This is a genomic window from Methanothermobacter marburgensis str. Marburg, from assembly GCF_000145295.1.
Lineage (GTDB): Archaea > Methanobacteriota > Methanobacteria > Methanobacteriales > Methanothermobacteraceae > Methanothermobacter > Methanothermobacter marburgensis.
In genome coordinates, this window is the sequence record NC_014408.1 from 1,441,232 (window position 1) to 1,458,400 (window position 17,169).

Here is a 17,169-nt window from a genome sequence, read left to right on the forward strand (position 1 = left end):
ACTGGCACTTAAAAAGTGATACCCTAACCCTGCAATCAGTTAAAATGTGATAACCCAACCAGGTTACTCCGATTCAGTGGGTTATTAATCCTCATCCACGGTACCTCAGAACATCCAGCACATCCCCATAGCGTCCCCTGAATAGTATGGCCACAAGAAGAGCCGATGCAAGGATCAGTGCCAGTGGGGAGGCGTAGGGATCCGATGGGCTTACCATCAGGGATGGAAGGTTTCCAAGACCGGCCTCCGGGGAGCTGTGTATAACACTGACATAGAGGTTGTTTGCAATATGCACCCCCATGGCGAGTTCCACACCATCATCTGCGAGTGTTATGAGTGCAAGTACCAGCCCAATGATGAATGTGCTTGCTGTTATTGAAAGGCTCATTGTAAGGTTCGTGCCATTCCACCAGTGAAGGATTGAGAATATAAGTGAATTCATGATCATCAGTGGGATGGGCCTCTTAATGATCATCCACATCCCCTGCATGAGGTATCCCCTGAAGAATATCTCCTCAAAGGAAGCCTGCACAGGAAATGCAAGTAATGCAAGTATCAGAAGCCACCAGAATGCTGGTGTGAACTTAAGTCTGACGGAAGACGGATCCATCACAATCGAGATCAGGTCAAGGATCCCGACAATAATAAACCAGGCCACCCCTCCACTGAGTATCCGCCTCCAGTCGACACTACCCCTTGAGTTCACGGCTGATATGAAATCACGCCTGTGGATGAACTTCAACCCAACGTAGAGAAAGAACATTGAGGTAGAAAAGGCCACTGCCACCATGATGAGTAAAGCTGGCCAGCTGAAGCCCGGGATGTCCCCAAATGCATCCATTCTCCCTGTGATTATGAGGATGGCCACCAGGAATAACCCCACCATAAAACCGGCGCCCACATTGGACACCACGAAGCTAAGGAGCACCGTCAGCATATAACGCCATGGCTCATTTCTTCCAGTGTAGACTCTGTCCAGAAAATCCCTCATTGATTCACCGGCCCTCCTACTAAATCCTGTCTGAGTATCACAGTAATCACTAAATCATCCGGCACTAATAAACATATTGATGTTAGTCGGGTTGGATGCTGATCCCTGGTATGTAACTGAGATTGATGTGAGTCTCAATGTTGGATGCTGATCCCTGGTATGTAACTGAGATTGATGTGAGTCTCAATGTTGGATGCTGATCCCTGGTATGTGACTGCGTTTCATTAGGGTTGCTCCCAGAGTATAAGAATGTGAATGTTAATCGAGTTTCATTTATTGGATGTAAGTCCCGAACTATAACTGTGGATTATTATCGTGTTTAGGTAGGGAAGTGTTGAATATGATAACCATAAATGAGGGTTCAGTCACAATTGAGGTTCCGGATTTCAGTAAGGTATCATCCAGGGCCCCTGTCTTCTATAACCCTGTGATGGAGTTCAACAGGGATGTGTCGGTGCTTGCGGTTCAGGCCTTTCAGCGGATACTTGATAGGGAGATAAGTGTAGCGGATACATTCTCAGGGAGCGGCATAAGGGCCATAAGGTACCTGGTGGAGGTTGATGGTGTCTCTGAGGCCGCTGCAAATGATATAAACCCCCTTGCAGTTAAATGCATAGAGCATAACTCAGAGCTGAATTCTGTATCCCCCCTGGTCAGCAGGGAGGATGCTGCTATCTTCCTCAGAGGGAACCCCGGCCGCTTTGATGTTATCGATGTGGACCCCTTCGGGACTCCGGCGCCATTCATGGACTCTGCGGCGGCATCCGCCAGGAACAGGTCACTCCTTGCTGTTACCGCCACGGACACCTCGGGTCTCTGCGGAACCTATATAAAACCCTGCCTCAGGAAGTACTCGGCAAGGCCCCTCAAAACAGAGTACTGTCATGAGACAGGGCTGAGGATACTTGCAGGTTTCACTGCAATGAACCTTGCCAGGTACAGTAAGGGTGCATCATTCCTTCTATCACACAGCAGCCAGCACTACATGAGGATCTATGCCCATGTGAGGAGGGGTGCCAGGAGGGCCGATGAAACCCTCAAAAACATTGGCTACATACTCCACTGCTTCAGCTGCCTTCACCATGAAGATGTGAGGGGTGTGCCTGAAGACAGGAAATGCCCCCTCTGCGGGGCTAAAATGGATGCTGCCGGACCCCTCTGGCTCGGGGACCTGCATGATGAAAAATTCATCGGATCCATGATGGCTGAAGCTAAAAATAAATCCCTCAATAAATCAGAGGATGTCCTGAAACTGCTCAAGACCTGTATTGGGGAGGTGGGAATGCCGCCCGGATTCTATGACGTCCATGAGATCTGCAGCAAGCTGGGTGTGAGTGCCCCCCCTCTTATGGATGTTATGGGTGGTCTTGGGGAGGCAGGGTTCAGGGTTTCAAGGACCCATATAAGGCCAACCGGCATAAAAACAGATGCAGGGGTCAGGGAGATTGAGGAGATCATAATGGACCTCCACGGTTCCCGTTCGTAGTCCTAAAATTCAAATCCCTATTCAACCAAAAACTGTGCTCATTCATAGTTCAGCATGTTGTGGGTGTAGTAGTACTGAAGGGCCCTTGCATTCTTGATTTCAAAGTTCCGGTAGGGGTTGTTGAGGTAAGGGAAGATTATTCCCCTTATAACATAGTAGTATGCTGCGATGGGCCCGTACTCTTCCCTTGCAATTTTGTAGTACAGGGGAAAACCGCACCCCTGGTTTATGAAAATGTCCCCCTCCCTGACAGTCCCGTGGTACACCATTGGTATGGGGCCCACCTGCCCGTGCTCCGCGGCCCTCTCCTTTATATAAGCCAGTGCCTCATCCAGTGTATCAAATTCCTTACCATCTGAACGGTAGGTCCACTTGTCGTCAGGGACACCATATATTCCCTCCTGCCAGACCTCATTCCAGTCTATGCCAGGATTGTACTGCTTTTTCTCGACGTATGCAAGTTCAAGGATGTAGACATCCCCCTCCATGTAGCAGCGGTAATTGGAGCTTCCCCCATAGTGGACAACAAGGATGCACCTTGATCCCCTTTCCCGGGCATAATCTGCAAGCAACTTTGAGTGTATGTGACCAGGGTACATGTCGGGGTTTGCGATTTTAACGAATCCGAGCCTCCCCAGTGGTTCAAAATCTCCTGAAGTGGATGTAAAGTAGAAGTAGCCCCCGACGATCACCAGCAAAGCAACGATTAGTATCCCCTTCTTCATCCATTCACCCGCTCTTTTGTATTATTAACTGTGCAGCGATTTATATCTTCCTCTAAACAGATTAGGCAGTTTTATATATAATCATTTATATAATTTTAGCTGCGGAAATCCGCGGAGGTGTGAAAATTGGATATAGGTGAAATTGTAAACGACGCCATAAGGTATCCCTCCAGTGACTGGAAGAAGGTCATAATACTCGGTGTCCTTATGATAGCCAGTGTTGTCATAATACCCATCTTCCTGGTCATGGGATACGGCTTCAGGGCCCTCAAGGCCTCAATAGCGGGTTTTGATGAGCTTCCTGAATTGATGAATGGGGTGAAATGTTCGTTGATGGATTAAAGGTCTTCGTTGTCCAGATTGCATACATGATAGTTCCACTGATAATAATATTTGCAGGTACTTTCGGATCCCTGGCAATGATTTCACCAAGCGGTGTTATCACAGACCCCACAGCCTTCACAGGTCTCCTTGGAGGTACTGTGATAATCGGTGTGATACTTGCAATAATCCTTGGGCTCATAGAGACCATTGCAATAGCACACATGGCCTACAATGACAGTGAACTTGGAGCAGCATTCAGGTTCGGTGAAATACTGGATGTGATCTCCCAGATCGGATGGATCGACTACATCATCTGGTACATCGTTGTCGGCCTCATCGCAGCTGTTATTGCATTCATTGCGGGTCTCCTGAATTCAATACCCATCATCGGTACCCTCATAGCACTGCTCATAATATACCCCTACATCCAGCTCTTCTTTAACAGGGCCCTTGCACTCAGGTACGCCTACGAATAGATTAACCTTTTTTTACTTTTTCCTGTTTCAGCTAAACATTTATAAGGGAATAGCTCCTATCTATAAAAGTTAATAACTTCTTCTAAAACACCATACTTTAAAAAAGTTTATAATATAACTTCCATAGGTATACATTGTTTAGTGGTGATTCCAATGGATGATGATCTAGTCAAAATCGATGATATTGACAGAAAAATAATAGACCTCCTAAATGAAGATGGACGCATGTCCTACAGGAACATCTCAAGGATACTCGATGTCTCGGTGGGTACCGTGCACAACCGTGTTGAGAAGCTGGTCAAGAAGGGTGTTATAAAGAAATTCGTGCCAGTGATAGACCACTCCAAACTTGGATACAAACTCACAGCCATAATAGGTGTTAAGGTCAAAGGTGGTGTTCTGAGGAACTGGGAGACGCGGACAGCCTACCACAAAAACGTCCTTGCAGTCTACGACGTCACAGGAGAATTCGACGCCATACTCATAGGGAAATTCAAGGATACCGGGGAGCTGGATAGCTTCATCAAGGGTTTGCTGAGTGAGGGTGACGTTCAGAGGACCTACACCCAGACAGTCCTCAACATAGTGAAGGAGGACATGACCTCCACCAAGATGATAGGCGATTAATTATTTATTCCCCTGCACCAAAAATTCAACCATGGCCATTATACACTCCAGCACCTATGACCTCCACAACAATGAGGGCCATGTTGAGAACAAGGGGAGGACAGGTGCAATCATTGACGCCCTGAAGTCCTCGGGGCTCCAGCTGAAGTTCATGGAGCCAAGGATGGCAGGTGTCCATGATATCCTAATGGTCCACAGCAGCGTCCATGTGGAGTACCTCGAGGTGTTCTCAGGGAGGGGCGGTGGATGGCTGGACTATGACACCTACATGACACCTGAGAGCTTCAGTGTGGCGAGGCTCGCCGCAGGTGGCGCCATGGTCGCGGCTGAGGAGGCATTGAAAAGTGGATGGGGATACTCCGTTGCAAGACCCCCAGGTCACCATGCCACCTATGACAGGTCCATGGGTTTCTGCATATTCAACAACATCGCCATAGCCATTGAGCACAGCCGCAGGAACCTCGGGATTTCAAAGGCTGCTGTAATTGACTTTGACGTTCACCACGGAAACGGAACATCAAGCATATTCTACACCGACCCGGAAGTCATGTACATCTCGGTGCACCAGGACCCCAGGACACTCTTCCCAGGGACAGGATTTATTGAAGAGATAGGAGAGAGTGATGGTAAGGGCTTCAACCTCAACATCCCCATGCCCAGGGGTTCAGGAAACAACGACTATATCTGGATACTCTCAGAGGTGCTCCCCCAGGTACTCAGTGAATTCAGGGCAGATATGTTATTCGTATCTGCAGGGTTCGATGCCCACAGGCTGGATCCGCTGGCAGATATAATGGTGGATGAGGAGTTCTTCTCATGGATGGGATGGTTCATCCATGACACAGGGCTGCCATGCGCAGCTGTGCTTGAGGGAGGCTATGACCTCCAGGCCCTTGGAAACTCAAATGTCTCATTCATTGAGGGCCTTGAGGGTTCCAGTGTTAAGGTGGAATATGAGAGGTCACCGGCTGTGGCTGAAATCTTCAATGAGATTAGCGATGTGTTTTCACCATTCTTCAATTTCTGAGAGGGTCAGAAGATGGAAAAAATCAGGCTTGAACAGGCAGAGGAGCTTATAAGAAAATCATGCACGAATATCCGGAGGGAATCCAGGTTCAGGGACCCCCATGATGGTGTCATAGACACCAGAAAATTTCAGGAGGCCCTGATGGAACTCATTGAAGCCGAGGACCATATATATGCCAGCCTTCCATCCCATGAGCTCACCGGGGAAGATGCATACGATTTCTGCAGGAGGCTCATGGCCTCCAGGGAGGCCATTGACGGCATGCTTGCAGATTTCGGTGTCATTGAACGTGAAGACCCATCTGAAAGGATAAAAGAAGCTTCGAAGGGTAAACTGATACTTGTGAATAATTCATCAGTTAAAAAGCTCCTTGTTAAGGCCGGCGTTGAGCCGGGGAATATCCTGGTTGCAGGTGCGCCCCTCTCAGTGGATGATATGAAGAAGATAAACCCCCGGATCCCTGATGCTGCCCTTAAGGGTATAGAGAAGAAGATAGAGCACCTTAAGAATGACATTGAAAGGAAGCTTGAAGACCTTGGGGAAATCCTCGTTATAGGGGAGCCCGATAAAAGCACAGGCCTCCTTGCATCAAGGGCTGAAGAACTGTATGGTGCCGGTGTGAGACTGAATGAGAATATCAGGGACCTCACCCCTGAGGAGATACTGAAACTCCTCTCATAGATTGATTATTGCCTGAGGTATCTTTTGATGGTAGAATGATGCCTTCAGTCACAGCATGACCCAAGGTTCCGGTACATCCTCCATTATTGCACCATTTCAGAAAAGACCGGACTGAAATTCCATCAAAGAAACCAATCCGCCTTACACGGGACTTCAGTGTAATATTATGTTTCATGGGACTCATAATCACCTGACAAGTATATAAGCAAAGTTTTCATACTATACTTAAAAACCTAGGTAACCATTACTTATGGGGTGTAAAATTTGGGTTTAGTTTGTTTTCCAGATACACAGGACAAGATTCCTAGCATCCCCGTTCACCTTACAAGGGTGGGTGTTACAGGTGTTAAGAAGCTTCTGAAGATAGAAAGGGATGGTAGAAGACCCATAATACTTCTTCCAACATTTGATGCATTTGTGGACCTTCCGAGCAGGCAGAGGGGGATCCACATGTCAAGGAACCCCGAGGCCATAAGTGACGTCCTCGAGGAGGTTGTTGAAAACAACGCCCTTGAACTGGAATCCCTCTGCGCAGAGATAGTCAATGAACTCCTCAAAAAGCACAGGTACGCCCGCAGAGCCGAGGTGAGCATGAAGAGCGACTTCATGTTCATGAAGAAATCCCCTGTCACCGCCAAGAAGAGCCAGGAGATGACAAAGATCATGGCAGACGCCATCGGGTACCGGGACGATGACGGTATAGTCATACGCAAGATGATAGGGGCAGAGGTGGTAGGGATGACCGTGTGCCCCTGTGCACAGGAATCGGTTAAGGAAACATCCCGTCAGAATCTCCTGGAATTCCTTGACCCTGAAACAGTTGAAAGGGTTCTTGACTGTGTATCCTTCGCCTCCCACAACCAGAGGGGGCGCGGCATGATAATGATAGAGGTCCCAGAGGACCAGACGATAAGGGCCGAAAACCTCATAAACATCATAGAGAGCTCCATGAGTTCACCTGTCTATGAACTCCTCAAGAGGCCCGATGAAAATGCCGTTGTTGTGAGTGCCCATGAGAACCCCATGTTCGTTGAGGACTGCGTCCGTAACATGGTGCACAGGATAGTCAGCGAGTACCCCCACCTCCCCGACGACACTATAGTCACCGTAAGGCAGATAAACGAGGAGAGCATACACAGACACAACGCCTTCGCTGAGAAGGTTGCGACAATGGGGGAACTTAGATACGAGATAGAGGAACTTAACGGATCAGAGGAGTGATAACCTTGATGAAACTGCACAGGATAGCCGGGGAGATCATGGGTTACTTTGAAGCTTTTGAGGGCTCAAGACCAGCCCTTGACTCAAAGGAGATACTAATAGTTAGGGGAATGTCAAGAAAGAGGATGAACATTGAGGACATGGGCAGGGAACTTGATGGCCTTATAGAGAAACTGGGTGCAGAGGAACTGGAGCTCATATCCGAGGAGGGCACGGCCCTCATTGGTGTGATGGATGAGCAGATAAGGTCCTGTGTTGAGGTAGGGACAGAAACCGATATCGGAGGTATCCACAGGCTCAAGGAGGCCCTTGAGGATATGAACTTCAGCGTGGATTACAGGCTCTGCATGACAGAGGATACAGGGCTCTTTGTTGTTCTCTACAGGGACCGGAGTGGTGTGGGGCCCTGCTTTGTTGAGGTTGTTGTCTCTGATATTTCAGATTAAACTTATTTTAGCGGTGCTCCCATGGTTCTTGGAAAGGAAGAAATCCTGGAACTTCTCCTTGTTGATGGCCCTGAACTACTGGACCTCATGAAGCGTGTCTGCGAGCCAGGGGAGGTGACCTACTCACGGAATGTCTTTATACCCCTCACAAGGGCCTGCCGCAACCGCTGCGGCTACTGCACCTTCAGGTCAGACTCCCCCGACCCACCCATCATTCCCCCAGGGGACGTCCTAAGGGAGGTCAGGAGGGCCAGGGATGTGGGGTGCACAGAGGCCCTCTTCACCTTCGGTGAGAATGCACATGAGTTCCCCGAGGTGATGGAGAAACTCGAAGAGCTCGGATTCAGTGATATGGTTGATTATGCCCATCACCTCTGCAGCGCCACACTGGATCATGGTCTTCTGCCACACACAAATATGGGTGTGCTTGGCTACAGGGATCTCAGGAGGCTCAGGGAGGTGAACGCCTCCATGGGCCTCATGCTTGAGTCTGCAAGTCCCCGACTGATGGAGGAAGAGGCACACCGTGAAAGCCCTGGTAAGGATCCTGCCTTAAGGATAAAGATGATAGAAGACGCTGGGCGGCTCAGAATACCGTTCACCACAGGGATACTCGTGGGTATAGGTGAGACAGTGGAGGAGCGGGCCGAATCACTCCTTGAACTCAGGCGTATCCAGGACAGGTACGGTCACCTGCAGGAGATAATAATCCAGAACTTCCGGGCAAAGCCAGGGATACCCATGGAGCGCCACCCAGAGCCCTCACTACTTGAAATGGTGAGGATGGTTGCTGTGGCCAAGCTCCTCTTTCCCGATGTGAGCATACAGGTGCCCCCAAACCTCAACAGGGAAACAGGTGAGGTCTTCCTGCTTGCAGGTGCAGATGACTGGGGTGGTGTTTCACCGCTGAGCAGGGACTACGTGAACCCGGAGGCCCCCTGGCCAGAGATAGATGAACTTCGAAGGCTCACAGAGTCCGCGGGCTTCACGTTAAAGGAGAGGTTACCGGTTTACAGGAAGTTCATCAACCCTGATTTTTTAAGTCCGAAGGTCATCGAGACAATAGAAAGGCTTTACCCTGAATTCCTTGTATGACACCTTCTTTGAGAATTTATGGGTCCCTAAGGGGCTGGTTTATCCAACTGTTTTTAGATTATGATTCTTCAACCACCGGGGCCTTTCATGTTTAATCTCAAGGTCTGATTTCTTCAAATGTTAGATTGTGTTTCTTCAACATCAGGTAGTATTATGGTTCCCTCGGAGGGATCCCCTAATTCAATGAAATTTCCCTCTGAATAGAGGAGGGCGACCAGTGCAGCCGTGAGGGCGTCCCTCTGGTGTATGCTCATTGTGGAGGTATCACAGATTTCCAGCCGCAGACCCGCATTTTCTAGCATCCCCTCTGCCGTCCTGGGGTGTGTCTCAATAACCTCCACCCCACGGGACTCAAGTGCCTCCCTTATCCTGATACCCCTCATGGTGAGCTCCCTCATCCCCCTCCAGGTCAATGGTAGAACACTGCCATACCTTCTGATCTCAAGGTCCGCCCTTCTGAAGTGGCCATGCCTGCTGCAGCTGCAGTCACTCCTGAGGCAGCAGCGCCCTCTGGGAAGTGAGAGTGGCGCGTCAACCGCCACTGTATCTGCGGATTTCACTGAATGGATTATCTCATCAAATGAGAAGACACTGAACACCTTCACTCTCCTGCCGTCTATTATGGCCACACCTGTCTCGTTTTCATGAGATGCGGCCAGATCAACGCCTGCAACAGACACCGCTACCCCTCAGTGGACCCTTACATCCAGGACAACATGCCAGACACCCGGCGAGTACTTCTTTATAATATGCCTGTCAAGAACAGACACCCTTCTCGGGTGTGCTGCCCTTTCAATCCTCTTAATGGGTCTTGAGAACATTATATTCTCGGGAACAGTTTCATGGTAGTGTAAAACGCCCCCCTCATTGACGCATTCCATCGCAGCTTCAAGGAAGTGGTGGGTGGTTCCAACATAACCCATTATAACCCGGTCAGCGTCCAGTTCAGGGGCGATGGAACGGCAGTCCCCAAGGTGTGGTTCCACGACCCCCTCAACCCTGTTGAGTTTTATATTGGATTTGAGGAATTCAAATGAGTCAGGGTTTATCTCTATGGAGTGGACCCTCCCTGGGTTTGAATGGACCGCCACCGGTATCGAAAAGTAGCCTATACCTGCAAACATGTCAACAACGGTTTCGCCGTCCTCAACAACTCCGGGTATTCTGGCCCTCTCATTTATGTTACCCCTTGACCACATTACCCTGGAGAGGTCTATCCTGAAAAGGCAGCCGTTTTCCCTGTGGATTGTCTCGGTGCATTCACCTGCAAGGACCCTGACGCGGGGCCTCCTCAGGGGTCCACTTATCCCCTCAACAAGGAGAACACCCCTCACACCCGGCATTTCAAGGAATCTTTCAGGGTCCTCAACATCCCTGTTTAGAACTATAATGTCCCCTATCCTCACCCATTTCATGTTTTCACTGCTATGGAGGGCTTTCTGAAAAATAAATCCATAAATGTTCTTCTTCATCAAAGTATTTAATGGCTTCTGTTGAAGGCAAAAAAGATAACTAGCATGAAATCCAACTCTTCATATATAAATTTGAGGGGTTTTTTTATGAGTAAGGTAAACCGTGATGAGATACTCAGCATCCTTGATGGATACAGCAGGGAAGACATAACAGTTGCAACCCTTGGCAGCCACACATCACTCCACATACTCAACGGTGCAAAACAGGAGGGCTTCAGAACCGCTGTGGTATGTGAAAAGGGCCGGGAGGTACCATACCAGCGGTTCAGGGTTGCAGATGAATTCATAATTGTTGATAAGTTCAGTGACATTGTAAATGATGATGTTCAGGACAAATTAAGGTCCATGAACAGTATAATAGTCCCCCATGGATCATTTGTGGCCTACGCAGGCCTTGACCATATCGAAAACGACTTCTATGTCCCCATGTTCGGTAACAGGGACATACTGAGATGGGAATCCGAACGCGACCTTGAGAGGAAACTCATGAAGGAGGCTGGTATAAGGATACCCCTCAAGTACACTGACCCCGAAGAAATAGACAGACCAGTGATGGTCAAGTTCCCCGGGGCCAGGGGTGGCCGGGGATACTTTGTGGCGTCCAGTACAGGGGAATTCAACGATAAAATCGATTCAATGATTGAGAGGGGCTGGATAACCGAGGACGATGTTGATGATGCCCACATTGAAGAGTATGTATCAGGTACGAACTTCTGTATCCACTACTTCTACTCAATCATGAACGATGAAGTGGAGCTCATGGGTATGGACAGCCGCTTCGAGTCAAACATCGACGGCCTTGTAAGGATCCCTGCAAGGGACCAGCTTGAGATAAACCTGGACCCATCATATGTTATAACAGGTAACCACCCTGTTGCAATGAGGGAATCACTGCTTCCACAGGCATTTGACATGGGCGACCGTATGGTTGAGGCAGCCAGTAAAATCGTGCCCCCCGGTATGAACGGCCCATTCTGCCTTCAGACCATGTGCACAGATAACCTGGAAATCGTTACATTCGAGATGAGTGCCCGTACAGATGGGGGAACAAATACCTTCATGCATGGATCCACCTACAGTTACCTCCTCCATGGGGAGGGAATGAGCATGGGGCGGCGTGTTGCAAGGGAGATAAAGGTGGCCTCAGAGACAGACCGCCTGCCTGAAATCATAACATAGCACCCCCACTTTCATTCTGGATCCGGAAAATCCTGAAATGATAACCCCCTTAACCTTATTTTATTATAAAAAAATCGCAAAGTTTAATAAGGACCTCCAATTTATATAAGGTACAGAACTTTTATGTCCTCATGGACAGCCACTTACATCATAAAACACAATTAAGAACTGGAGCTGGTTTTTTATTATTTTTACTGAGGTGTATTTATGAAAGATGAAAAAACGCTGAAAGGCACCACAACTGTTGGCATAACATGCAAGGATGGAGTTGTTTTTGCCACAGAGAGAAGGGCCAGCATGGGCAACCTCATAGCCCACAAGGCCACAGACAAGATCTTTAAAATAGATGAACACATAGCAGCCACAATAGCGGGCTCAGTTGCAGATGCCCAGAGCCTCATGAAATACCTCAAGGCAGAGGCTGCCCTTTACCGCATGAGAAACTCAGAGAGGATAAGCATAGAAGCTGCAGCTGCACTTGCAGCCAACATACTTCACTCATCACGTTTCTACCCATTCATTGTCCAGACACTCCTCGGTGGTGTTGATGAAACAGGTGCAAAGATATACTCCCTTGACCCATCAGGGGGTATGATACCTGACAGGTTTGTATCAACAGGTTCAGGTTCACCCGTGGCCTACGGTGTGCTTGAGGACAGGTACGCCGATGAACTCTATGTTGATGATGCGATTGACATCGCCATAAGGGCCATAAAGTCAGCCATGGAGCGGGATACCTATTCGGGCAACGGCATCCTTGTGGCGACTGTCACAGAGGAGGAAGGCTTCAGGATGCTCAGCCAAGAGGAAATCCAGAAAAGGCTTGAAGACCTCAACTGATTTTTTTTCCTGTTTTTAATCTGCAGTAAACACCAGTTTACTGTTGATCCCCTGTTTTTTAGAAGTGATCTTATGGTTTCAGAGATGCTTGAAGAAATCAAAAGGACAATAATGCAGAGACTTCCTGAGAGGGTCCAGGTTGCAAAGGTGGAATTTGAGGGACCCGAGGTCGTCATTTACACCAAGAACCCCGAGATAATAACCGAGAACGGTAACCTAATAAGGGACATTGCAAAGGACATCCGCAAGAGGATAATAATAAGGTCCGACCGTTCGGTCCTCATGGACCCTGAGGAGACCATAAGGAGGATCCATGAGATAGTACCCGAGGAGGCGAAGATAACCAACATATCCTTTGACGATGTCACCTGCGAGGTCATCATCGAGGCAAGAAAACCCGGGCTCGTCATAGGTAAGTACGGCTCAACATCCAGGGAGATAGTCAAGAACACTGGATGGGCCCCCAAGATACTGAGAACACCTCCAATATCCTCTGAAATAATAGAGAGGATACGCAGAACCCTCAGGAAGAACAGTAAGGAAAGGAAGAAGATTCTGCAGCAGCTTGGAAATAGAATACACCAGAAACCAAAATATGAGAATGACTGGGCCCGCCTCACAGCCATGGGTGGCTTCAGGGAGGTGGGGAGATCCTGCCTCTACCTCCAGACCCCCAACAGCAGGGTCCTCCTTGACTGTGGGGTGAACGTTGCCGGTGGGGATGACAGGAACTCCTACCCCTATCTCAATGTCCCTGAATTCACACTGGACAGCCTGGACGCGGTGATAATAACCCATGCCCACCTTGACCATTCAGGGTTCCTGCCCTACCTCTACCACTACGGATACGATGGACCCGTGTACTGCACAGCCCCAACCAGGGACCTCATGACACTCCTGCAGCTTGACCACATAGACATAGCCCACAGGGAGGACGAACCACTTCCATTCAATGTTAAACACGTGAAGAAGAGCGTCAAACACACCATAACCCTGGATTACGGTGAGGTGACCGACATCGCACCGGATATACGGCTGACACTCCACAATGCAGGCCACATTCTCGGATCAGCGATGGCTCACCTCCACATAGGCGACGGCCAGCACAACATGGTCTACACAGGGGACTTCAAGTATGAGCAGAGCCGGCTCCTTGAACCAGCAGCCAGCAGGTTCCCGCGAATTGAAACCCTGGTTATGGAGAGCACCTACGGTGGACACGAGGATGTGCAGCCACCAAGGACGCGGGCAGAGAAGGAACTTGTGAAAACAATCTACTCCACCCTTAAGAGGGGCGGTAAGATACTCATACCGGTATTTGCGGTTGGAAGGGCCCAGGAACTCATGATAGTCCTTGAGGAGTACATAAGGACGGGTATAATCGATGAGGTCCCGGTGTACATAGACGGTATGATCTGGGAGGCCAACGCAATCCACACGGCAAGACCAGAGTACCTGAGCAAGGACCTCAGGGACCAGATATTCCACATGGGCCACAACCCCTTCATCTCAGAGATCTTTCATAAGGTCAATGGTATGGATGAGCGCAGGGAGATCGTTGAGGGAGAGCCCTCAATAATCCTATCAACATCGGGTATGCTGACAGGCGGGAACTCCCTGGAGTACTTCAAGTGGCTCTGCGAGGACCCCAAGAATTCACTGGTATTTGTGGGTTACCAGGCCGAGGGCTCCCTTGGTAGGAGGATCCAGAAGGGGTGGAAGGAGATCCCCCTCAAGGATGAGGAGGACAAGATGCGGGTCTACAATGTGAAGATGAACATAAAGACCATTGAGGGTTTCAGCGGTCACTCAGACAGAAGACAGCTCATGGAATACGTAAAGAGAATATCACCCAAGCCTGAGAAGATACTGCTCTGTCACGGTGATAACTACAAGACCCTTGACCTTGCATCCAGCATCTACAGGACGTACCGCATCGAAACAAAAACACCGCTGAACCTTGAAACGGTGCGTATACAGTGAGGCTAACTATTTAGATGACCTTAAACTATTCTTTAGTGGTGATTGAATGGTAACCTATTCAGAATCCGGTGTGGATATAGACCTGGAGGAGCTGACCGTATCACGCTTAACCTCCCGGCTTAAGGGCACACTCAGATATTGTGACGTTATAAGCGGGGCCGGCCACTTCGCGGCCCTGGTCAGGATGGGTGATGTGGCCATAGCCATGAGCACCGACGGTGTCGGTAGCAAGATACTGGTCGCTGAGATGATGAGCCGGTACGACACCGTGGGGATTGACTGCATCGCGATGGTGGTAAACGACATACTATGTGTTGGCGCAAAGCCGGCGGCACTCGTTGACTACCTCGCAGTTGAAGAACCAGACCCTGATGTTGCTGATGAGATAGGTAAGGGCCTTGCAAGGGGTGCTGAAATCGCACAGGTGGCCATAATAGGTGGGGAGACAGCCTCCCTCCCAGGTATAATCAGAAACCTTGACCTTGCAGCCACAGGGATCGGTTTTGTGGATGTGGACCGCATAATAACCGGTGAGAATGTGGGGGAGGGTGACGCTGTTATAGGCCTTGAAAGCAGCGGTATACACAGTAACGGCCTGAGCCTTGCCCGTAAGGTGTTCTTTGATGAGCTGAAACTCTCAGTGAACGATGAAATGCCGGGCTCCGCTAAAACCGTGGGCGAGGAACTCCTTGAACCCACAAGGATTTATGTGGATCCCATAATGAGGCTCCTTGAGTCAGGGGTGAGTGTCCATGGCCTTGCCCACATAACAGGAGGGGGCTTCGGAAACCTCAAGAGACTCAACAGGGACGTTGGATACCATCTTGATTCCCTGCCAGAACCACAGGAGATATTCAGGACCATCCACGAAGCAGGGGTTGATATAACAGAGATGTACAGGGTTTTCAATATGGGTGTTGGCTTCTGTGCTGTTGTCAGCCATGATGACCTGGACGACGCCCTTGACGTCCTTGGTGACGGCGCCCACCATATCGGTAACGTAACACCCAGGAAAGCGGAGGTTGCCCTTAAAACTTACACCGGTGAATCAATAAAACTTTAGGAGGACTCTTATGAGGATAAGTGCTGAAGAGGAAGTTAGAATCATAAAGGAAATACTCACCGCCATGGAGGTTCCAGAGGAGGTTTCAGAGATAGTGGCTGATGTTACCCTGGACGCGGACCTGAAGGGTTTCAGTTCACATGGAATCGGTCGTTTCCCCCAGTACGTTGAGGGGCTGCGATGTGGGACAATAAAGCCCCATGGTGACATAACCATTGAAAGGGAAACCCCCTCAACGGCCCTCATAAACGGTAACCACATGTTCGGACACTTTGTTGCCTGCAGGGCAATGGAACTTGCAATTGAAAAGGCCAGGGATACCGGCGTCGGGCTTGTTGGTGTCCATGACTCAAACCACTTTGGTGTTGCCGGATACTACTCGGACATGGCGGTCATGAACGACATGATAGGGGTTGTGATAGCAAATACAGAGCCTGCTGTGGCACCCATAGGTGGCAAAACACCCATCCTGGGAACAAACCCCGTGGCCATAGGGATCCCATCAAACAGGCACTATGTCTCGGTTGACATGGCAACCTCAGCATCCGCCAGGGGCAAACTCCTGGAGGCCGCCAGGAAGGGTGAGAGTATACCCGAAAACATAGCAATGGACGCCGATGGAAACCCCACAACCGACCCTGAACTTGCCCTTAAGGGGTCCATACTCCCCTTCGGTGGGCATAAGGGTTATGCGCTTTCATTCATGATAGAGATCCTAGCAGGTCCCCTTGTGGGGGCTGCCTTTGGGGCTGCGGTGAAGGGAACCGCGAACCCCCGGGAGATGTGCACCAAGGGCGACCTCATGATGGCCATAGACCCCTCAAAGATGGTCGACCTCCAGGAATTCAAATCCAGCGTGGATGAATTCATCGAGGAGGTTAAATCATCCGGGGACGTCCTCATACCCGGTGACATTGAGGCCATGAACATAAAGAGGGGGCGTGAAGAGGGAATAGAGGTGGATGAAAAGCTCCTTCAAAGGCTGAATGAAATATCAGATGAACTCGGCCTGGACCTCAAGATTAAGGGGTTATGAAGTTGGATAGCAGCAGGGCTGTTTACGAGGGTATGAAGGAGGCGGGGATAGACTTCGCGGTCAGTGTCCCCTGTGTGAACCTCAGGTTCGTCCTTGAAATGGTGGACTCTGACCCGGAAATCAGGCACGTGCCTGTTACACGTGAGGAAGAGGGATTCGGTGTTGCAGCCGGCGCCTACATGGCCGGCAAGACCACAGCCATGCTGATGCAGAACTCAGGTCTCGGTAACTCCGTGAATGTCCTCGCATCACTCTACAGCCTCTACCATATCCCCATAACAATGATTGTAAGCCACAGGGGGACAAGGGGTGAGTTCATGGAGGCCCAGATCCCCATGGGAAGGGCCACGACCGATATACTTGATATCCTCAAAATACCCTACAGTACCCCTGAAACACCCTCAGAGGCAAGGGAATCCATAATGGAACTCACAGAACTTTCACTTAAAAGGAGGCATCCTGTGGCTGTGCTCCTTGAGGTTGCCTACTGGTGATAA

At 49.6% G+C, this 17,169-nt stretch carries 19 protein-coding genes; 15 read left to right on the top strand and 4 right to left on the bottom strand.

The window, feature by feature from the left end:
* Positions 1-91: 91 nt before the first annotated feature.
* On the bottom strand, positions 92-991 hold the full coding sequence (locus MTBMA_RS07645; RefSeq protein ID WP_013296355.1) for a CPBP family intramembrane glutamic endopeptidase: 900 nt from the start codon (positions 989-991) through the stop codon (positions 92-94).
* Between the two features lie 340 nt (positions 992-1,331).
* Between MTBMA_RS07645 and MTBMA_RS07650 the strand changes: the two genes are divergently transcribed.
* A complete protein-coding gene (locus MTBMA_RS07650) occupies positions 1,332-2,477 on the top strand; it encodes a tRNA (guanine(10)-N(2))-dimethyltransferase (protein WP_013296356.1) in 1,146 nt (381 codons plus the stop codon).
* 38 nt (positions 2,478-2,515) lie between these two features.
* Here the strand turns inward: MTBMA_RS07650 and MTBMA_RS07655 are convergent, their stop codons facing one another.
* Positions 2,516-3,202, bottom strand: coding sequence for a hypothetical protein (locus tag MTBMA_RS07655; RefSeq protein ID WP_013296357.1), 687 nt, complete (start codon positions 3,200-3,202; stop codon positions 2,516-2,518).
* A gap of 126 nt (positions 3,203-3,328) precedes the next feature.
* Between MTBMA_RS07655 and MTBMA_RS09320 the strand changes: the two genes are divergently transcribed.
* The 8 genes from MTBMA_RS09320 to cofG all read left to right on the top strand — a co-directional run bounded on the left by MTBMA_RS09320 (position 3,329) and on the right by cofG (position 9,099).
* Positions 3,329-3,544, top strand: a complete 216-nt coding sequence (locus MTBMA_RS09320; RefSeq protein ID WP_013296358.1) for a hypothetical protein — start codon at positions 3,329-3,331, stop codon at positions 3,542-3,544.
* Complete coding sequence (locus MTBMA_RS07660) at positions 3,526-4,002, top strand: DUF4013 domain-containing protein (protein ID WP_013296359.1); 477 nt, start codon at positions 3,526-3,528, stop codon at positions 4,000-4,002. The genes MTBMA_RS09320 and MTBMA_RS07660 overlap by 19 nt, the downstream gene beginning before the upstream one ends.
* 153 nt (positions 4,003-4,155) lie before the next feature.
* Complete coding sequence (locus MTBMA_RS07665; protein WP_013296360.1) at positions 4,156-4,629, top strand: Lrp/AsnC family transcriptional regulator; 474 nt, start codon at positions 4,156-4,158, stop codon at positions 4,627-4,629.
* Between the two features lie 31 nt (positions 4,630-4,660).
* The gene (locus MTBMA_RS07670) at positions 4,661-5,656 is read left to right on the top strand and encodes a histone deacetylase family protein (RefSeq protein ID WP_013296361.1); all 996 of its coding nucleotides are present in this window, start codon (positions 4,661-4,663) and stop codon (positions 5,654-5,656) included.
* A 12-nt stretch (positions 5,657-5,668) separates the two neighbouring features.
* Positions 5,669-6,337 (top strand): DUF2100 domain-containing protein, encoded by a 669-nt coding sequence (locus MTBMA_RS07675; protein WP_013296362.1) that lies wholly within the window; start codon positions 5,669-5,671, stop codon positions 6,335-6,337.
* 264 nt (positions 6,338-6,601) lie between these two features.
* Positions 6,602-7,558, top strand: coding sequence for a GTP cyclohydrolase MptA (mptA, locus tag MTBMA_RS07680; RefSeq protein WP_013296363.1), 957 nt, complete (start codon positions 6,602-6,604; stop codon positions 7,556-7,558).
* Positions 7,559-7,566: 8 nt separating this feature from the next.
* Positions 7,567-8,004: a DUF2120 domain-containing protein gene (locus MTBMA_RS07685; protein ID WP_013296364.1), complete on the top strand. Its 438-nt coding sequence runs from the start codon at positions 7,567-7,569 to the stop codon at positions 8,002-8,004.
* 21 nt (positions 8,005-8,025) lie between these two features.
* Positions 8,026-9,099 carry a 7,8-didemethyl-8-hydroxy-5-deazariboflavin synthase subunit CofG gene (cofG, locus tag MTBMA_RS07690; RefSeq protein ID WP_013296365.1) on the top strand — a complete coding sequence of 358 codons (1,074 nt, stop codon included), beginning with the start codon at positions 8,026-8,028 and terminating at the stop codon, positions 9,097-9,099.
* A gap of 113 nt (positions 9,100-9,212) precedes the next feature.
* Here cofG and MTBMA_RS07695 read toward each other — a convergent pair whose 3' ends face one another.
* Entirely contained in the window at positions 9,213-9,779 is a 567-nt protein-coding gene (locus MTBMA_RS07695) for a DUF429 domain-containing protein (protein WP_013296366.1), read from the bottom strand.
* A 9-nt stretch (positions 9,780-9,788) separates the two neighbouring features.
* Entirely contained in the window at positions 9,789-10,514 is a 726-nt protein-coding gene (locus MTBMA_RS07700; RefSeq protein ID WP_013296367.1) for a class I SAM-dependent methyltransferase, read from the bottom strand.
* 144 nt (positions 10,515-10,658) lie between these two features.
* Here MTBMA_RS07700 and MTBMA_RS07705 point away from each other — a divergent pair, with 144 nt between their 5' ends.
* From MTBMA_RS07705 to comD, 6 genes are all read left to right on the top strand, one after another.
* Entirely contained in the window at positions 10,659-11,750 is a 1,092-nt protein-coding gene (locus MTBMA_RS07705; RefSeq protein WP_013296368.1) for a formate--phosphoribosylaminoimidazolecarboxamide ligase, read from the top strand.
* Between the two features lie 207 nt (positions 11,751-11,957).
* Positions 11,958-12,590 (top strand): archaeal proteasome endopeptidase complex subunit beta, encoded by a 633-nt coding sequence (gene psmB, locus MTBMA_RS07710; RefSeq protein ID WP_013296369.1) that lies wholly within the window; start codon positions 11,958-11,960, stop codon positions 12,588-12,590.
* Between the two features lie 72 nt (positions 12,591-12,662).
* Positions 12,663-14,573 (top strand): beta-CASP ribonuclease aCPSF1, encoded by a 1,911-nt coding sequence (locus MTBMA_RS07715; RefSeq protein ID WP_013296370.1) that lies wholly within the window; start codon positions 12,663-12,665, stop codon positions 14,571-14,573.
* 46 nt (positions 14,574-14,619) lie between these two features.
* On the top strand, positions 14,620-15,636 hold the full coding sequence (gene purM, locus MTBMA_RS07720; RefSeq protein WP_013296371.1) for a phosphoribosylformylglycinamidine cyclo-ligase: 1,017 nt from the start codon (positions 14,620-14,622) through the stop codon (positions 15,634-15,636).
* Between the two features lie 10 nt (positions 15,637-15,646).
* Entirely contained in the window at positions 15,647-16,672 is a 1,026-nt protein-coding gene (gene comC / locus MTBMA_RS07725) for an L-sulfolactate dehydrogenase (protein ID WP_013296372.1), read from the top strand.
* Complete coding sequence (gene comD, locus MTBMA_RS07730) at positions 16,669-17,166, top strand: sulfopyruvate decarboxylase subunit alpha (protein WP_048901232.1); 498 nt, start codon at positions 16,669-16,671, stop codon at positions 17,164-17,166. Before comC ends, comD begins: the two co-directional genes overlap by 4 nt.
* Positions 17,167-17,169: the final 3 nt, after the last annotated feature.